This is a genomic window from Alloactinosynnema sp. L-07 (assembly GCF_900070365.1).
Lineage (GTDB): Bacteria > Actinomycetota > Actinomycetes > Mycobacteriales > Pseudonocardiaceae > Actinokineospora.
Genome location: NZ_LN850107.1, coordinates 4,471,571 through 4,488,337 on the forward strand (window position 1 = coordinate 4,471,571; position 16,767 = coordinate 4,488,337).

A 16,767-nucleotide genomic window follows, 5' to 3' on the forward strand; every position below is an offset into this window, starting at 1 on the left:
CATCTTCTCACTTACGCGTCACATTGAGTAATATCGCACATTTCAAGAAACGCAGCACGGTGTCACTCGTTTGGGTTGGCGAACACTCGTGTTGTCGCGGCCAGCAATCGATCGTGAGTTCTCCGTGACCCTTGACGGCGACAGGTTTCGCGCGGACGATGAAGAGATCAGACACCTGATGGGGGAGAGAAAATGGATGAATCTGGGGTATCCGCGCAGTCGAGACCACCACGGCCTTTCCTGAGCGTCTCCGAAGCCGCCGAGCTCATGCGAGTCTCGCCGATGTCGCTGTACCGCGAGATCGCCGCGGGGAGGTTCCCGGCCGTCCGGATCCGATCGCGGCTGGTCGTGCCCGCACGCGCGTTGTCCGACATGGAGACCGCCGCCTTGAAGTCGGGAGCGGTCGTCGACGCCGCCGAGTGGGCTGGATGAATTGGCCCGTCGGACAGTGATCCCTGGGCCCTACGCCCGTGTAGGGCCCAGCTCTACTGTTCGTCACACTGTCGATCGATGATCCCCTGGTGCCTGGCCGTCACCAGATTGGCGAGAACCGCCGCCAGCCGAGCAGCAGAACCGGGATCGACGCGACTCCGACTGTCACCGGCCACGGTGCGATCGCCGAGGCCATCGCGAATCGCCTGGCGGTGCGGGTGATCGCCTCGGTGGTGAGCCAGCGCAACGCGTACGCCGCGTAGCCTTGACGGAGATCGGCAGGACGATGGCGCTGTTGGCCTCCAAGCCGTCGACAAGCCACGGCAACGGTTTGACGATCCAAAACCGGCGAGCTGTCCAAGTCCGACCCGGCCGGACCACACCGATACCGCAGCCAACCCCGATGAGGACCAACGGCCACGGCCGAGGCGCCCGCTTCGGCGAAACCTCCCGGTACTCGCCCGCTGATGTCGCGCCACGGGCGCTCCCACTGGAGTCGGTCCGGGACTCGCCAGATTGGTGCATCTGCTCGGTGAACGGCGCCACATCGGTGTTGGATGCCGCCTTCTTGGCGACCCGCTGGCGCGATTCCTCACGCGGCGCACGGTGTTCGCTGGTGTTGAGCGTGCAACTCGGCTGGCGCCGCGAGAACCTGAATGGCCCGGCTCATCTGCCGGTCGGTCATCGGGCGCAGGAGCATGCCATCGGGCAGCGGGATTTCGGCCATGGACGTGAAGCCGTTCAGCGGGATGAACTCGACGAGCCGAACGGTGTCGACCAAAAGGCCAGCTTCGAGCTGGCGTATTGCTGGTCGAACACTGCCTCGTCGAGCTCGTAGGTGCGCATGGTGGCGATCACGGGTTCAAGCAGGCACTCGACCAGTACCCAGTCGAGCCTGCGCTGTTGCAGCGAGAACTCGGTGCCGACCATCGTGTCGACGCGGGTGCTCAAGATCGGGTCGGCGTCGATCACGTTGCGAACTGCGACCATCTCGGCGAACGTGTCCAACCAGTTGACCACGGTGACCCGCTCGGGCATGTACCAAGCATTTGGCCGCAACGCCACGAAGGATTCCTGGCCGTATCGCCACCAGTTCCGAAGATCGGGCATATTGCCGACCTCTGGGATACCGTCGCGTTCCGCGAGATCACCTAGCGCCGCTATGGCCAACGACGCAACTGCCGCTCGAACAGCCGGCCTCTCACACGCCTTCATCTACTGACCCAACTCGTCGCGCGTCCTGCTCGCCGAGGACCCAGTCAGGCGCGAGCCAGCCAGAATGCCACGAACCGGTCAGCGACCCCAAGCGAGTTGGACCAGACACGCCGACGATTTCCGTGAGCGCTGACGTTCGACTCCGTATCCTCGGCGGATGGCCCAGCCGCAAGCCCACGAGCCCGTGGTGATCGAACCCGTTGTCAACCGGGAGAAGCTGCGGGAACTGCTCGCGCTGGAGACGGAGTACCCGACACTCGACTTCAAGTCAGGCTGCGACCTTGGCGAGAAGCGGGAGCAGGTCGAAGTCGCCAAGGACGTCGGCGCTATGTCGGTGCGCGGCGGGTTCCTCGTCATCGGCGTCGACGGGCAAGGCAAGCCGACGGGGAACATGACCGTCGAGCAGGCGAAGCTCTTCGACGAGGCACGCCTGCGTCCCAGGCTTCTGAAGTGGTTGCCGGACACCCTGGAGCTGTACTCCCAGGCCCACGAAGTCGACGGGAACCGTGTCGTGGTTGTGCACGTTGCTCCGAACCCGGCGGGCTGCGCGATCTTCCGGGCAGATGGCCAATACGACCAGCCCGGCAAGGCGCCGAAAGTCGTGTTCCGAGAAGGAGAGGTGTTCTACCGCGACGGAACGCAGAGCGTCAGGCTCAATCATCAAGGTCTCGAACAGGTTATCCGCCAGCGGGTCGATCGCGAGCGAGGCCGCTGGGAGGCAGAACGCGCCGAGAGCTACCGGCGACTCGCCGACGAACTCCGGGTTGGCGCCGCCGGACAGCACGTCGCTCAAGGCCCTACCGTCGAGTTCAACCTCGCCCTCGAACCCGATGTGCTGGTCGAGGCCGCGATCGAGCTCCTGCGCGCCAACGACGACATCCCTCTCCGGCGACTGCTGAGCCGGGCCGTCCCGGACCTACGCGACCTGTTCCGATCGGGCAACGAGGAGAGCGTCACCGGGCAAATTGACCGCCTCACCTGCCTCGCTGCGACTTTCCTGGAGCTGGGGCGCCACGAGTGGTTTAAGCAGGTCCTCGACACGTTGGTGTCGATCTATGGCATCGGGTTCGAAAACGAAGCCCCGATTGTCAACGCCCCGCCACGGCGGTCCGCGGCGTTGTGGCTTGCGCTCATCGAGCGGGTGCTGGCGCTCGGTTCGTTGGCCGTTCGCCGCAGTGACTGGCAGGCGGTGCGGGACTTGGTGGCTCGACGGCACCCCGACATGCACGGGATGTACACGACGTGGCTTCGGCACGCGATGACAATGGCCAGCCGTGCCGAACTGCTGACGACCCGCGATGGCGGCGAGGACGTTTTCGACTCTCTGCTAAGCCGCGCCCGCAACGTTGTTCGACACTTGGAGTGGCTGCGACCCGATGTTGAGCCCGAAGACGAGAAGGTGCTCACCGGCCTCACCCAGTTCGACTTCCTCGCCGACTTGGTCGCAATGGCCGACAGCAACAACAACAGCGGCATCTTTCCAAACTTCGCGCGGTTCTATGCAGAGCGGACACAGCCTGCTGCGCAACGGTTGCTTCGTGAACCCACGATGCGAACGATCATCTACCCAGGAGACGACCAACACCTCGCCGCTGCGCTGCGCACGATCGACCGCGAAGCGCGGCAGGCTGGATTCCATTACGACGGCTGGGACGGCTACACCCAGGACGTCAACACTTTCATACGCGAGCACACCGCTGACAATGACCAGTAATAAGTCATCGTCTCCCGAAGGTGTTACGGACCGCGGGAACGATCTGCTCCGGTCAAGCTCGCGTGGTCCGTTGCTCGGGCTGCCGTAACGTCACGCGCAGGACTTGAGCTGCGGTTTCTGTGGAGTCGAGCAGGCTCCGCTGGACAGGTTCCGGCAGTGTTCCGGTTCCCAGGCCGGAGGTGGTCACCAAGTCTACGAGCGCCGCAAGCTGCTTGCCGGTTGCCGGAGTATTACTGGATCGCAGGACCTCCCGAGCGGCGTACCCGTCTCCCGACTCGATCACCTCGTCGGTCACCTGTGCCAACAGACGGCCAGCCGTCTCGGGATCGACGGCGTCGGCGAGCGTGGTGACGGTGAGCCCGAACTGGGCGCGGAAGACCGCGTAGCCAGCCATCGGCTGGTGCTCGACGAAGTGCGCGATCATTGCCACAGCGTCTTGATGCGTCGACCTGCTGTCCGATTCGGTGCACAACACCTTCAGGCAGGAGGCAACCTGGAGTTCCCATGGCTGCTGTGGGGTGCTTTCCGCCAGCGCCGCCTGCGCTCCCGTCACGTCTCCGTTGATGTAGTGGGCCACGATCGTGGCCTGCCTGCCCTCCATTAGGTGCAGGCCGATCCCGCGGTGAGCGGAGGCGTGGCTAACCGCGTCGTCCCACCGTCCCGCAAGGGTCAGCGCGCGGATGCCGTCGCCGATGAGGTGCAGCCACACCCATTCGTGCAGTTTGTGGTGTTCGGCGCGGGTACCGACAAGTTCGGCCAGCGGGAGCGTGCGTTCATCAACGACAAGGTCGGTTTTGGACCTGACGGCCTGGAACATGTCGGTGAGTAGCTGGAGTGCTTGCTCGCCGTCATAGGCGCGGAGTTGGAGGCGAGCGAGGTTAAGGACGGGTTCGAGCATGTGGCGGGCTTGGAGCACGGTGAGGGGGCGGTCAGCCTCTCGGTAGAGGTTGATGTGCTGCCAGCACATGTCGCGGGCCAGGTCTGGCAGACCGCAGTCGCTGGCGATCAGTGCGGCCTTGTTCATGGCGTGTGCGCCTTCGGACAACCGGTCCGCGCCGACTTGCCCGGCGGCGTGGGCGATGTCGGCGATCTCCTGTACTCGTTCGGACAACGCCGGGCAGGCGGGCCGGGGACGGCCTATCAGCGGGAAGCGGCGGATCACAGCGGCCAGCGTGGGCGGGTTCGATGTGGGGGTCATGGTCAGCTCCGGGGCAGCACGGCGGTGGTTGCCGCGCGGGCGAGGATGCCCTGGCTCGCGGCCGAGAGACCGAATCGGTTCCAGTGGAAGATCACGACGTGGGTGAGGATGGCCCGCAGGCCGCGGTCCAAGCGCCCGGTCGCCGCATGGTGGCCGAGCCGTTCGCCAGCGGCACCCAACGCCGCGAGCCAGGGTGCGGCGTGCGCGACTGGCCCACCCGGTGTGAACAGCTCGCTGTCGGCCAGGTTGGAGATCGACAGGAGCACGCGCAGGTTGTCGACCAGCTTGGCGGTGCGTGCTGTGTCGGTGCCTGTGGGTGCGGGTCGCAGGCGCGCGACGCGGTCGAATACGTCGCCGCACTCGAACGTGTCGAGTCCGGCGGCGCGCATCAGTTCGCTCAGCAGCAGGATGGACAGTTCCCGGCGTCCGAGCCCTGGGGCGTCCTAGCGTACGTAGTCGAGCACGCCTGCGCTGTCGGCGCAGAACAGGTCGTGGATGGTGTCCATACCGGTCGAACCGCCGAAGGCGGCGGTCTCCGGCTCATACAGCGTTGACCACCAGCGCGCGATGACGCCGGTGCCGGTTAGGTCGTCGAGCACACGGTTGACGGCCCCAACATCCGCCCGCGCCAGGCGCAGTCGCCAACAGGGGTGTTTGCGCAGGAACCACCAGCCAGCCGTCGCCCCGTCGGCGCGGAGCCTATCCAGCGCGGGGCCGAGGGCCGTGGCGCCGACCGTCTCGGCGGCCGACCAGTCACGGAACTGGACACGCACCTGGTACCAGTTGCCTTCGTCCTGTCGTTGCAGCGCTGCGAGCCCGGCGGCCTGGTAGGTGCCGACCGCGTCGCGAAGGTCGGCAGGGTTCACGGCGTGGTTGGCCGCGACGGTGGCCGGGTCGTCGCCCGCGAGAACCGCCAACACGGCGACGGCGAGGTCGGCGGGAGCGTTGGTCTGGCGGGTGGTCAGGTGATCAGCAGGCATGCGTCCCATCCCGTGTGAGGCGGCGTGGTGTGCCGCACGGTTTCCAGCGCCAGGTCCACTCCAGCGCGTCCGGTGAGCAGCCCTGCCGCGTTCGGCTCGTCGTTGTCGGTGTCCTCGCCGAGCGACCGCGTGTGCGCAGTGAGGCGGTCAGCCAGCGCTGGGAGCCGGTGGGCGATGGCAGGGCCACGGGCGTCGTCGGAGGCGCGGTAGGCGGTTTGGTAGATCCCGGCGATGCCGTGGCACAGGCCCGGCTCGGTGATCCGGTCGAGTTGCGTGTCTGTCAGGCCCGCGACCAGAGCGTCCTCGGCCGCGTCCTGGCGTCGCGGTTCGTCTGTCGCCAGTGCGGCCAGTTGTTGGGCGCGGGCGATGCCGACCGTCCCATAGCACCACGAGGCTCGGCCGGGGCGAGTGCGGGTGGGGCGGCCCGTGCGGAGCTCCTCGCGGGTGATCCACTGCGGCCACCAGGGTCCGTCCGGACCGTCTTGGCGCCACCGGTCGAACCACGCCGTGAGCTTGGCGATCGCCTCGTGGTGACCGTCGACCACGCGACCGCGCAGGCTGGCCAGGGCGAGCAAGGACAGCAGCCCGGCCGCACCGTGGGCCATGCCGAAGTTCGCGTGCCCGCCAGGGGTCGACAGGATTTCGTCCGGGTCGTGCGCCACCCACCAGCCGGGCAGCTCGACGCCGTCCTCGCGGTGCGGTTGGGTAGCCAGTGTGGCCACGTACCGCAGAATCCGGGTCAGTTCGTCGCTGTCGGAGTGATGGCGGAGCAGCAAGGCGCCGATGCCGGTGAGCCCGTAGAACAGGTCATACTCGGCGAAGACGGCGGGCTCCCCGCGGGTGATCCGGGTGGCGGCGGTGGCCAGTCGTCGACGGGCCAGGTGCAGCACGTGCTCGTCAATCGTCTGGCTGGCCGCGCGGTAGCGGGGATGGCGGTCGGCTGCGGCGCGCAGCAGGAACGCGACTGCGGGCGCCCCGTAGTAGAGGCCGGCGTGTTCAGCGGCGTCAACCGGCCCCGCCACCACATGACGGATATGGGCCTGCGCGGACTCCCAGCTGCCCGAGCCGGTCCAAGCGCGCTCGACGTGCAGCAGCGCGGTCCCGACTGCCCCTCGTGCGAGGGATTGGCTGCTCACCTCGTCGAGGGTCAGCGTCACCTCGCTGCTGTCCGGGCTTGGGTTCGTGCCGGGCGTCATCGGGCACGAGCCAGGGCGAGGCGGCGCAGCGCGACCGCGCGGGCGAGTCGTCCGGTTTCCCTCTCGAATGTCGGATCGACGCCGACGGCGCGGATGTGATGCTCGTGCAGCAGCGTGCGCAGCACCACGCTCGGCTCGCGCCCGTGCTGAGCAAGGGCACCGTGATAGGTGTTCAGGGCGGTGTCGCGGGCACGCCAGGCGGAGGCGACCGCGTCGCCGCCCGGTAGCGCGCGAACAGCGCGGTACTGCTGGTCGGGGTCGGCCACGGCGAGTGTGTGGTCGCGCAGCGCGCGATCCTGCGGCCCGTGCTCCTGCCCCAGGCAGTCGAGCAAAGCCCGGTATCCGGTCTGCGGATCGGGCGCGAAGGACGCGGCCAGATGCGCCATGGATGCCGCGGCCAGTGCCTGGGCGGGAATCCCGGACGCCTGCGCCGCTGCGAGCTGGGCGATAGCGGCGGTCGTGTCCGTGGCAAACACCAGCTCGGCTGCCGCCAACGCGGGGCCGTCGCCGTAGCGGGCGGGGTGCTGCGGGGTCGGGGCCAGGGTGAGCTGGCCGGGGAGCCCTCGGGAGTCCAGGTCGGCAGCGAAAGCGGCCAGCCGTGCGGCGACGGCTCCGTAGTGCTGCGCTCCGGTGAGGCGCACGAACACGGCGAGGTGTTGATCCGCCTCGGGTCGGATCATGTCGCGATGGCGCCGTACCCACCACGACACGACCGGGCCATCGACATCACTCAGGTCGTGGAGCTCGGCGATGAACAGAGGCAGGTGCGCGGTGAGGATCTCATCGAACCTAGCCGGGTTGCCCACCAGTTGCGCGTGCACCATGGCCGAGTCTCCCGGCTGGAGAGCGGAACCGGGCGCCGCGGTCACGGGCAGCGGGCGTGCGGGCGGGGTGATCGCGATCATCGGGATCAACAGCTCGGTCGGCCGCCCGATCCAGCCCTGCCCGTCGGGCGGGCCGTCCTCGTGCAGTTCGACCCGGTCGACCCGCTCCAAGTGAGCGCGCAGCAAGGCGCGATCGAGCTTCTGGTCGAGGTCCACCGGCAAACGCAGCTCTCTGTGGACCATCACCACCCGTGCCGGTACGCGCCATCGCTGCCGCCACGACCGCAATGCCTCGTCCTTGTCGTGGGTTCCTGGCCGGGCAGCGACGTCGGCGCCGGAGAGGATCCAGCGGGCGGCGGACAACACTGTCCGCTGGTAGCGGATGCGCGGCACGTAGGGCAGGGTGCGGGCGGCGCCGAGATCGAATCCACGGAACACCGCGCTGCGGGCATCGGCGACCTCGGCGAGGAACCGGGCCAGAGGCGGGCTTTGCACGGCGGTGTCCAGGGCGTGCGGAATCCGGGGGATCACCCGCCGCCCGGTGGACACCTGCACCAGGTACATCTGTTCGGCGTCGGCCGTGACCGCCAAGTCGTCCACCCCGATGAAGGTGATGTCCGAGCGCGTCGGATCAGGATGCTCCGACATCGACACAATGGCACCAAGCAGCGGCGGTACACGCACCACGTTCTCGTTGTGGGGGCGGCGCGGCGGAAAGGACAGCTGCGCCGCAATCGCCGTGTCCGAGCCGTTCTGCGAAAGCCGCTCCGTTCCAGCAGTGTAGGTCGCGGCCAGGCGGGCGTGATCATCCTCGTCAAGCAGGTAGGCGAACCGTCCAGCCATGCTGGTGTGCGCGTTCGGCGCTGCGGTTACCCGCAAACCGAAGTCACCTCGGTCGATCGCCGCGGTCGACGCGGCGTGCAGCTCGACACCCACTTCGACCCGTTGGGGCGCAATGGCTTTGGCGTGTTCACCGACAGTCAACGCCTCAATGTCGGCATCGGCGAGCTCGATCTCCCGCGCCCCGGTCAGCGTGGCCTGCTGAATCAACGCCAGCAGCGCGGCGTCGCGGTCGGTCAACACCCGCCACGCAGGCCGTGCTCGGGGCGCGCCAAGGTATCCAGCCGGGTAGCCGAGCCCCGAATCAGCGACCAGATCCCACACCGGCACCAGGGCGCCGGGCCCGTAGCGGGCGCGGAATCGTGCGTGATAGTCAAGCCACGCGGCCGACCCGAACGGTTGTGTACTGGTCCGCAGCAGCACGGTCGCAGCGCGCGCGGCCTCGTTGAGCACCCGTTCGGGGATGGCGATCTTCGCGTCTATGCGCACGTCGGCGGCGAGCACATGGCCAGCTTCGGGGACAAGGACGGCCATCCGTCTCGTGACGGCCGCGCGGATCGCCCTCGCCTGTTCAGGGTCGCTGGTGTGATTGTGCCGGGCGAGGTCGGCGCTGATCGCTTCGAGGTCGTGCAGGTGGGCGGCGACATCGTCCAAGGCGTCGGTTTCGGCGGAACGCAGGGCCCAGATCAAGTGCGTCAAGGCGTCGGTGCTGGTCATCGGAGGCCGCAGGCTGGTGATCAGCACACCGGCGTCGATCAGGCCGTGCAGCAATGCGTGGATCTTGCCGGTGGAGGCGGACGGGAACCGTGCGGTTATCTGGTCGGCGAGCGTGTCGAACCGAATCGGCGATCCGGCCGCGGTCAACACGAACCGCACGGGACGGGAGAGCCGCACCGATGACTCCCGCAGCGGCCCTGGGGTGGCGGCGCCGACCTCGGCCCGGCGGTGAACGATCACGCGCTCATCGCGAACGACTCGCGTGTCATCGACGACGACCGTAAGGCGCTGGCGCAGGTCGGGGTGCCGTTCCAAGCTGTCGATCAGCGTGGTCAGCCACTCGCCGTCCACCCGCGCCACGACCCGGTGCTGGGTGCCCACCTTGGCCATCGCGGGTCCGACTCCGACATTTCCGACGCCAGCGAACAGCCCGAACGGTGTCGCCCTCCGATGCCAGCGCAGCAGGTAGGACGCCACGGAGACGACGGCGCGGCGTAACTCCTTCGCCGTGCGCGCGGTCGTGCCGTCGACGAGGATCCGGTCCAAGCGCGCGCCGAGGACGGGGCTGGCGAGCGTCAGCGCGTCCCGAACCTCCGGGCGCGCCCACACCTTCGCCAGCCAGGCGCGACCTTCCTGCTCGACCACGGCGGGGTCGGTCAAGTTGAGATGGGTGGGTGGGTCGAGGTCGCCTGGGTCGGTGGTGACGCGGGCCAGTGCAAGGCCGGCGTGTTGGTAGCGCGGGGACACGGTCATGGCGATTCGCTCTCCTCACCCGGGCTCGGTCTGTGGCGGCGCCTGCCGCCGGCGCCCAAGGCGAACTCGGGCACCGACGGCAGGCGGTTGGATCAGAACGGATCGTTGGAGCCGGTGCTGCAAGCGCTGGTGCTGCACGTGTTGCCGCACCCGTCGCTCGTGTCGCACATCATGATCACGAGCTTGGTGGTCGACTCCACCACACGCATGTCCAGTTCGAACTCCGCATCGTCGACCGCGGCGTCCGGGGATTCCGCGTAGTCAACGGCCAGTGCTGCCGACATTCGGTTCACTCCTTACTTCTCGGGGTTGTGCGGGACACCCTGACCATCGGGGGCATCCGCCGCCGATGGCCAGGAGATCGTGGCCACGCCGTGCGCCTTGACCAGCACGGCCGTGTTCTCGCCGAACTCGGGCCGATGGGCGCCGGTCGGCCAGTAGGTGAAGGTGGGCTCGGCGTCGCGGCCCTGGCGGTCCCATACCTGGATCTGCTCGACCATCGCGGTCGCGGCGGCCTCACCGTGAGCTCCGTAGGCGGGCGCACCGAACTCGACTCCGCTGCCCTCGGGAAGCGGGCGGACAGCCAGGTAGGCGAACGAGTCGCCATGCACGACGCCGAAGGGGAACCAGCCTTTGCGTTCGGCGGCCAGATCGGTGCCGTCGTCCACGGCCAGCTTGCAGAAACCGGGCAGGAACGCGGCAAACCACAGGTGCAGGCCTGCGAAGGACACGCCGTGCTTGATGGTGATGCCGGACCAGGCTTCGGTGCGGTCAGTCGCGAGCACGCCGTCGAGCAGGCTCATGTCCTGCGGTACCTCGTCGTCGAAGCGCAGCTTGACATGGTGACCGTTGCGGTCGGGCAGGAGGAACACCCGCTCGTCTCGGGTGCCCTCGCCTTGCATCGGGACGAACCCGGCGACCGCGACCGAGGTGCTCACCAGGTGGTCGCCTTCACGGCGGAACCCGATGACGCGTGTGATTCCGTTCATCCGCAACGGAACGACGATCGTGCCGTCCGCGGTGAGGTGCTCCAGCCAGGCCGGTGCGAGGTCCCAGGCCCCGACCGTCACCAGGATCGCGTCGAACCGCTCGTCCAGTCCAGGCAGCGGATGCCCGGCGTCGGCCAAGACCACGGTGACCCGGCTGCCGTATCCGGTCGCGTCCAGGAGTTCCTGGGCGCGGTCGGTCACTTCCGGGTCGATGTCCACGCTGACCACCCGGCCGTCTGGTCCGACGACCTCGGCCAGCAGGGCTGCGTTGTAGCCGCCGGACCCGATCTCCAACACGCTCATGCCGGGCGCGATTTCGGCCTGCTCGATCATTTGCGCCTGGATGTACGCCGCGCTGGTGGAGGAGATGATCACGCCGTCTCGATCGCGCTTGATCGCGACCGGATTGTCGACGTTGTAGGTGGCCTCCAGCGGAGTGCCCTCGGCGACGAACAGATGCCAGGGCACGGTACGGAAAGCTCGCTCCACCCGTGACGAGGTGATCATGTTGTCAGCAAGGAGCTTGTCCACCAGTGCATCGCGGAACTCGGTGACGCTGGCGTCGTCATGTCGGAGAGTGTTCACCTGACTACTCTTTCAGAAGGTTGTTCTCGATGGTGGGCCGGTTCAACGTCGGTGGACGAGGGGCGCGCCGTGCTTGGGGTCGCGGCGCGCCCTGGTCAGGAGGCCTCCAGCATCGCGGCGGTCGACCGACCGGCGACAGCCGCATGCTTGCCGGTTCGGTGCACGGGAGGACCGTCGGCGGCGATCAGGTGCTGGTGAGCGGTGGTCCACACCGAGCAGGGATGGGGGCGAGGCCGGCGCCATCCCGAACACTCCGGGTACCGACCCTGGTGGTCCGGCCGGTGGGCGTCCAGCAGAGTCCGCCATGCCGCGGTAAGCCTGACGATTTCGGTATCGGCCAACGCGGCGCGAGACCGCAGGTCTGCGTCGGTGGCCAGCTTGTCCAGGTAGTCCAGCCGGTCGTGAACCGCACGGCGCAACGCGTCGGCCAGGAATTCATCCATGGTCAGCCCCTTGAACGAGGCGCAGATCGTTCAAGATCTGCACACAGAACTCGCAGCGCTCGAAGGTGGTGTGCTCAGCAGGGTCCAGCAGTTCACCTGTGGTCCAGGCCCGACACACCGCGAGGTTGACGATCTTGCCCAGCGCGTTCGCCACACGGGGTAGACCGTCTTGGGTCTCCTGGACGTGTATTCGCTGCGGCCGAACGACTCCTCGCTGCCACCGCGCCACAAACGTCGTTGTCATGCCGATCCCCCAGCCAGTTGGGCGAGCACCCGGCGCGTCGCACCGACTACAGCCGACCAGGGCGGCAACGGCCGCCGACCGAGCGGCATCCGTGTCCAGCGCCAGGCGGCGCCGTTCATGTCGGTGAGGTGCGTCGGCACCCGAACGTGGTCGCCGCGCGCCACCGCGCAGACCCCGGCTGCGACCACGTCGTGCGGCACACTCGGTTGCTCGGCAGCAGACCGATCGGTCAGCAACGTCCACCACGCGCTGTTCGGGGTCGCGATCGCGGGTCCGGCCAGCAACATCACGTCCAACGCGGCGTGCACGCGCCGTGCCAGTGGCGCGGGCATGGTCAGCGCGTCGATGGTCTGCCCGGCGGACAGCGCCAGACATCGCGCCGTGACATCGACGCGGACTGACCAACCGAGGTGTTCCTCATACTGGGCGCAGGCGTCCACGAGTTCACGTAGCCATGCCGGAGCCGCCTTCGTACCGGTTGGGCTAGCTACTGCCGGAGTCATAGCCGACCTCCACATCAAGGTTGTCCCGACGCTGGCAAGAGGCGCAGCGCCGCTACTGACGACGCGGTCACCAACTTGTCGACGGACGCGATCGTGGCTGGGCAGGCGGGGGACCGAGGACAGTCCGGCTAACACTCAACACACGATCCAACGGTGGTTCCGTCTCGCGCGATAGGGGCACATACGTGAGCAATGCACAAGGTTCGGGGAATCAGCCAGCAGGTCGACGAGGCAAAGTTCAAACTCCTGCGTTGGCGTTCAACTTCCTGCCGGTCAAGTTCACCGACGCCTCCTTCGATGCGGGCACGCAGTCATACAAGTCGCCTGAGCAATTGGACGCACTTCGAGCCCGGCTAGCCAAGTCGCACAGCGTGATCCGGCTTCGCAGTCAGATCGTTTGTGTGCCGATAACGCGAGACGCAGAGGTCGTGGGCGAGCCGACGAGGTTCGACACACGTGGGCCGAATCTCGCATTGACAGCGTATCTGCTGCAAGGCTGACGCGGGTGCTGACCGAGAGGTGGAAATTCTCGCTGCGCAGGTTCGACCCGCTCACCTTCGTGTCGAGGCTCCCCAATCGCGATCTGATGCAGAAGGCGCTGAAGGACCGCCACCCGATCGAGGGCTTGCATGTGTACCCGGAGTACGAGCTCGACGTGCGTCGCTCAGGCCCGATGGGGTACGCCGGGATCATCGTTGGTCTCAAGACACGGTACGAGATCTCGTTGCCCGTCAGTGAGCTCATCGAGCTCGGTGTACACATGGTGGGCCAGTACGTGCTGACCGAAACAGACTCTGTCCCTGAGCGGCCGTTCCAGGACCCGATCGCCCGGCGCCGGCTGGCCGGGGTTGTCGAAGCCGTAGACCAGGACCGCGTCGTACTCGGCACTTCGGACGGGCGTATCGAGGTACCCGCGTCGCAGGCATGGTTGGAATCACGCCGCGACAACTTCCTGGCCGTGGTCGAAGCGGTCGCGGGAGCGTCTGCCACAAGCATCACCGATGCGCTGGAATACCAGGTGTTCACTGTGACCGGCGCTGAGGGCCGGATGGCGCGCACTCAGGAGATCGCCGACGGCCTGATCAAACTCGGCCCACTCACTATCGCCAACGACATCCAAGCGACGATCGGGAATGGGGTGAAGATCACCGCGCCTTCGGATCGCAAGACACACTGGCGGCTACCCGAGCCGACCTACGTTTTCGACCTCGGCGGCGACAAGACACACCCGTTCCCCGATCCAGGGCTGAACCAGTTCGGGCCGTTCGACTCTGAAGGGTTCACGCCGAAAATCCCACGCATCGCCGTGGTCACCCCCAAGCAGCACCAAGGCGCCGTTGAGGGTTTCATGAGCAGTTTCCGTAATGGCGTCCGCGGCGCATCAGCGTTTTCCCAAGGATTCGTCCGCAAGTACCAGCTAACCGACTGTGCCCTCGTCTTCACCCCCTTTGACGGCGATGTGTGTGACGCTGCCGCGTACCGGCAGGCGTGTCGAAACGCCCTGGAGGGCGACGAACCCCCGGATCGAGCCACGAGAGCATGGAGAAGCTCCAGCATCTGGAGAAGAGCGTCGTGGTGCTGGTGGAGTGGATCTCCGGTGAGATGGAGGGCTGGGCCAAGCTCAACGCGGCGTACAACGTCGTGACCGACGAGGTCATGGACGCCGGGCTCTCCGAGAAGGCGATCAAGGCGCTCGAGGCCATCGTGTTAGAGGGCTACAAGGGCTGGACCGACGCCATCTGCTCGGATCGTTCGTGGTCATCTTGAGACGCTCCGTGCGGTCGGCGCGTAGCACCGGGAGATGGTGCTGGCCCACGCCCGTCAGGCGATGCACGAGACGAGCAGTCAGCGGCTCGCGACGATCCTGGACAGATTCGAAGCGGAGACGGTCGATCCTCCGACGAGTCCGCGCAGACTGGCGCTGTAAAGCCGATTGGCAGCAGGCGTAGCAGGACGTCCCTACGATTCTCTTGTCCCTAGTACCTCGATATCCTGGAGCGGATCGACTGTCGTGATCACTCAGCAGACCTTCATCATCCCGCCCGAGATCGAGGCGGGCCTGCTCAATGGTGACCTCAAACTCTGGGGCGGCGTGGTGCGCAACCTGTCTGGGAAGATCGTGAAGCACCTCGAGGAAGTGAAGGTGCCTGCGCAGGCTGGCGAGAGCGCGGCGGTCAGTACTGCCTCCAGCAACGTGAGGAGCTGGTCAGGCCTTGCTGGGGACCTCAAGAACCCCTGGTTGATCATCCCGGCAGCGGTTGTGGGCACGCTGGCTGCAGGATCAGCTGTCTACGTCGCGGTGAAGAAGCACCGGCAGGCTGCCACGGCCGAGGTGCCGGAGGTCGTCGCGAGCTACAACACCTCGCTGCGGGGGTACCTGGAGGCGGTCCGAGAGGGACGGTTGAGCGAGGAGATCATCGGGAAGCTCATCTCGGATCTCGACGCCGTCGTGGCATACGAGGAGGGCGGGACGATCTCTCTGGACTTCTCGTCGAAGCACGTGGAGACGTTGGTGGGCATCGTGGTGGACGCCACGAAGCAGCTTGTCGAAGCGAACGACCTCGATTTGGATGAGCTCCAGGAGCAGGTGCCGGCCGAGGATGACAACGTGGTTGACCTGCGTCGGTACTTGGAGGTCCAGAAAAGGATCTTCAAGGACGCCGGGTAGTCAGGGTCTGCTGAACAGCGATTGTCGCTCCAGCGTTCGGCAGCGATCCAAGTTTTACCGTGACTGAATTCCGGCCCAAACCGGCTGCGGCAGCGCCAGCGGTCGGACACTTGATCGAGACCCCGTCGCTGGGGACTGCTGACCCAGGACGCTGACTTGGATGCCGGTTAAGTTGAGGACAAACGGAAATGCCGGGCCTTGCCTCACGGTCATCGGCAGGACCGCGCGTTCGGGTTAGGTGCCGGAGGCCATGTAGGCGGCGAGGATGTAGTTGGGGTGTCGGTCCAGGTTGGTGCGGGCCCGGTCGTAGCGCATGGTGGTTCTGGGGTCGGCGTGGCGCGCGGCGATCTGGACGTCGCGGAGGTCGACGCCCGCGTCGAGAATGGTGGTGACGAAGGTGTGGCGGAGCATGTGGGGATGCATCCGCGGCAGCCGCACGATCGAGACCGCGGCCAGGTGGCGGAGCCTGCGGGTGGCGCAGTGGCGATCCATCCGTGCTGCTCGCCGGTTGAGCAGGATCGCTCCACTGGTTCTGTCGTGGACAGCTCGGTCGAGAGCGCGCCCGACGGCGGGCGGGAGCGGCACGAGAGTGACCTTGGTGCCCTTGCCGATCACGCGTAGGACCCGGTGGCCGTGTTCCTCTCCGATGTCGGTGATGTCGGAGCCGCAGGCTTCGAAGATCCGTAACCCGAGTAAGCCGAGCATCGCGACCAGGGCGAAGTCGAACCGGTTGCTGGAGTCGCGGGCTGCGGTGAGCAGGGCCTCGAACTGCAGGTGTGACAAGCCCAGGGTGGGTGACTCGTTCGCGACGACGGGTCGGCGGACATAGTCGGCGGGTGAGTGTTCGAGGACGGAGTCGATGACGCAGGTGCGGTAGAAGCCAGCGACCACGGCCATCCTTCGCGAGACCGTGGATGGCTTGAACCGGCGGATCTCTTGCATCCACCGCACGTACCGTTCCACGTCCGCACGCACCATGCCCAGCGGCGCAAATTGGCGTGCGGCACACCAGGCCAGGTAGATCCGCAGGTCGGACTCGGTATGCACCCGCGAGCTGCCAGTGAACCGGGCCAGGTAGGCCGCGCACGCCAACCGCAAGACGACGTCACTGTCGGGAAGTACTTCAGAAGCAGTCATGCCGACGACGGTGAACCCGGCGCGACCGCCCAGCGACCCCGCCGCGGCATGAGAGTGCGTTGGCATTCGTCTCATGGGTTGGATGGTTAATTAGTAGCTTTGCGTATGTAGCTGGTGCCGTGACCCATCGACCTCGCGCGGTAGAACGACGATGTCTGCGGGGTGGCCTGGACGGATCACCGCGCACTGGCGCGGATGGAGCAAGCCTGGAGCACGTCGTGGTGTTGAACCGGGCTGATCGGTGTCGAACGGCGCCAAGGTTGCTGACAACGTCTTGCCGTGATCACGCGATTCTCTGTTTCCACTGGTCAGAGCGGGTGACTACCCCG

General features: G+C 66.8%; 18 protein-coding genes and 1 pseudogene. 7 read left to right on the top strand and 12 right to left on the bottom strand.

Features of this window, described 5'->3' with window-relative positions:
* The first annotated feature begins 192 nt into the window (after nt 1–192).
* Nucleotides 193–432 carry a helix-turn-helix domain-containing protein gene (locus BN1701_RS20040; protein ID WP_054051109.1) on the top strand — a complete coding sequence of 80 codons (240 nt, stop codon included), beginning with the start codon at nt 193–195 and terminating at the stop codon, nt 430–432.
* Nucleotides 433–521: 89 nt separating this feature from the next.
* Nucleotides 522–695 (top strand): hypothetical protein, encoded by a 174-nt coding sequence (locus tag BN1701_RS35785; protein WP_157368110.1) that lies wholly within the window; start codon nt 522–524, stop codon nt 693–695.
* 329 nt (nt 696–1,024) lie between these two features.
* Here BN1701_RS35785 and BN1701_RS35790 read toward each other — a convergent pair whose 3' ends face one another.
* Together BN1701_RS35790 and BN1701_RS20045 are read right to left on the bottom strand one after the other, a co-directional pair.
* A complete protein-coding gene (locus tag BN1701_RS35790) occupies nt 1,025–1,213 on the bottom strand; it encodes a hypothetical protein (protein ID WP_157368111.1) in 189 nt (62 codons plus the stop codon).
* Nucleotides 1,174–1,542, bottom strand: coding sequence for a hypothetical protein (locus BN1701_RS20045; protein ID WP_157368112.1), 369 nt, complete (start codon nt 1,540–1,542; stop codon nt 1,174–1,176). The genes BN1701_RS35790 and BN1701_RS20045 overlap by 40 nt, the downstream gene beginning before the upstream one ends.
* Nucleotides 1,543–1,804: 262 nt before the next feature.
* Between BN1701_RS20045 and BN1701_RS20050 the strand changes: the two genes are divergently transcribed.
* Nucleotides 1,805–3,361 carry a helix-turn-helix domain-containing protein gene (locus tag BN1701_RS20050; protein WP_054051112.1) on the top strand — a complete coding sequence of 519 codons (1,557 nt, stop codon included), beginning with the start codon at nt 1,805–1,807 and terminating at the stop codon, nt 3,359–3,361.
* A 52-nt stretch (nt 3,362–3,413) separates the two neighbouring features.
* On the opposite strand, the gene BN1701_RS20055 is transcribed toward BN1701_RS20050, so the two are convergent.
* From BN1701_RS20055 to BN1701_RS20090, 9 genes and pseudogenes are all read right to left on the bottom strand, one after another.
* Nucleotides 3,414–4,385 carry a hypothetical protein gene (locus BN1701_RS20055; protein ID WP_197672119.1) on the bottom strand — a complete coding sequence of 324 codons (972 nt, stop codon included), beginning with the start codon at nt 4,383–4,385 and terminating at the stop codon, nt 3,414–3,416.
* A gap of 176 nt (nt 4,386–4,561) precedes the next feature.
* Nucleotides 4,562–5,548 (bottom strand): annotated as a pseudogene (locus BN1701_RS37415) (thiopeptide-type bacteriocin biosynthesis protein).
* Nucleotides 5,521–6,735, bottom strand: coding sequence for a lanthionine synthetase C family protein (locus tag BN1701_RS20065; RefSeq protein ID WP_082859943.1), 1,215 nt, complete (start codon nt 6,733–6,735; stop codon nt 5,521–5,523). Before BN1701_RS20065 ends, BN1701_RS37415 begins: the two are co-directional and overlap by 28 nt.
* Entirely contained in the window at nt 6,732–9,869 is a 3,138-nt protein-coding gene (locus tag BN1701_RS20070; protein WP_054051118.1) for a lantibiotic dehydratase, read from the bottom strand. The genes BN1701_RS20065 and BN1701_RS20070 overlap by 4 nt, the downstream gene beginning before the upstream one ends.
* A gap of 92 nt (nt 9,870–9,961) precedes the next feature.
* Entirely contained in the window at nt 9,962–10,153 is a 192-nt protein-coding gene (locus BN1701_RS20075) for an FxLD family lanthipeptide (protein WP_054051120.1), read from the bottom strand.
* 12 nt (nt 10,154–10,165) lie between these two features.
* The gene (fxlM, locus tag BN1701_RS20080) at nt 10,166–11,443 is read right to left on the bottom strand and encodes a methyltransferase, FxLD system (protein ID WP_054051122.1); all 1,278 of its coding nucleotides are present in this window, start codon (nt 11,441–11,443) and stop codon (nt 10,166–10,168) included.
* 95 nt (nt 11,444–11,538) lie between these two features.
* Entirely contained in the window at nt 11,539–11,886 is a 348-nt protein-coding gene (locus BN1701_RS20085; RefSeq protein ID WP_054051124.1) for a hypothetical protein, read from the bottom strand.
* Entirely contained in the window at nt 11,879–12,040 is a 162-nt protein-coding gene (locus tag BN1701_RS35795; RefSeq protein WP_157368113.1) for a hypothetical protein, read from the bottom strand. The genes BN1701_RS20085 and BN1701_RS35795 overlap by 8 nt, the downstream gene beginning before the upstream one ends.
* 86 nt (nt 12,041–12,126) lie before the next feature.
* Complete coding sequence (locus tag BN1701_RS20090; RefSeq protein ID WP_054051126.1) at nt 12,127–12,570, bottom strand: hypothetical protein; 444 nt, start codon at nt 12,568–12,570, stop codon at nt 12,127–12,129.
* Nucleotides 12,571–12,884: 314 nt separating this feature from the next.
* Here BN1701_RS20090 and BN1701_RS35800 point away from each other — a divergent pair, with 314 nt between their 5' ends.
* The 4 genes from BN1701_RS35800 (at nt 12,885) to BN1701_RS20100 (ending at nt 15,301) form a co-directional block, all read left to right on the top strand.
* Complete coding sequence (locus BN1701_RS35800; RefSeq protein WP_157368114.1) at nt 12,885–13,133, top strand: hypothetical protein; 249 nt, start codon at nt 12,885–12,887, stop codon at nt 13,131–13,133.
* A gap of 5 nt (nt 13,134–13,138) precedes the next feature.
* Nucleotides 13,139–14,278, top strand: a complete 1,140-nt coding sequence (locus BN1701_RS20095) for a hypothetical protein (protein WP_054051128.1) — start codon at nt 13,139–13,141, stop codon at nt 14,276–14,278.
* Nucleotides 14,275–14,400, top strand: coding sequence for a hypothetical protein (locus BN1701_RS37875; RefSeq protein WP_255364639.1), 126 nt, complete (start codon nt 14,275–14,277; stop codon nt 14,398–14,400). The genes BN1701_RS20095 and BN1701_RS37875 overlap by 4 nt, the downstream gene beginning before the upstream one ends.
* Nucleotides 14,401–14,644: 244 nt before the next feature.
* On the top strand, nt 14,645–15,301 hold the full coding sequence (locus BN1701_RS20100) for a hypothetical protein (RefSeq protein WP_054051130.1): 657 nt from the start codon (nt 14,645–14,647) through the stop codon (nt 15,299–15,301).
* A gap of 234 nt (nt 15,302–15,535) precedes the next feature.
* Here the strand turns inward: BN1701_RS20100 and BN1701_RS20105 are convergent, their stop codons facing one another.
* A complete protein-coding gene (locus BN1701_RS20105; protein WP_054051132.1) occupies nt 15,536–16,438 on the bottom strand; it encodes a tyrosine-type recombinase/integrase in 903 nt (300 codons plus the stop codon).
* Between the last annotated feature and the right edge of the window lie 329 nt (nt 16,439–16,767).

What these genes read in the sequence shown, in the direction of transcription:
- BN1701_RS20050 (WP_054051112.1), top strand. Translation starts at nt 1,805, where the DNA reads ATGGCCCAGCCGCAAGCCCACGAGCCCGTGGTGATCGAACCCGTTGTC.
- BN1701_RS20055 (WP_197672119.1), bottom strand. Translation starts at nt 4,385, where the DNA reads ATGAACAAGGCCGCACTGATCGCCAGCGACTGCGGTCTGCCAGACCTG.
- BN1701_RS20085 (WP_054051124.1), bottom strand. Translation starts at nt 11,886, where the DNA reads ATGGATGAATTCCTGGCCGACGCGTTGCGCCGTGCGGTTCACGACCGG.
- BN1701_RS20045 (WP_157368112.1), bottom strand. Translation starts at nt 1,542, where the DNA reads ATGCCCGATCTTCGGAACTGGTGGCGATACGGCCAGGAATCCTTCGTG.
- BN1701_RS20065 (WP_082859943.1), bottom strand. Translation starts at nt 6,735, where the DNA reads ATGACGCCCGGCACGAACCCAAGCCCGGACAGCAGCGAGGTGACGCTG.
- BN1701_RS20040 (WP_054051109.1), top strand. Translation starts at nt 193, where the DNA reads ATGGATGAATCTGGGGTATCCGCGCAGTCGAGACCACCACGGCCTTTC.
- BN1701_RS20070 (WP_054051118.1), bottom strand. Translation starts at nt 9,869, where the DNA reads ATGACCGTGTCCCCGCGCTACCAACACGCCGGCCTTGCACTGGCCCGC.
- BN1701_RS20075 (WP_054051120.1), bottom strand. Translation starts at nt 10,153, where the DNA reads ATGTCGGCAGCACTGGCCGTTGACTACGCGGAATCCCCGGACGCCGCG.
- BN1701_RS20105 (WP_054051132.1), bottom strand. Translation starts at nt 16,438, where the DNA reads ATGACTGCTTCTGAAGTACTTCCCGACAGTGACGTCGTCTTGCGGTTG.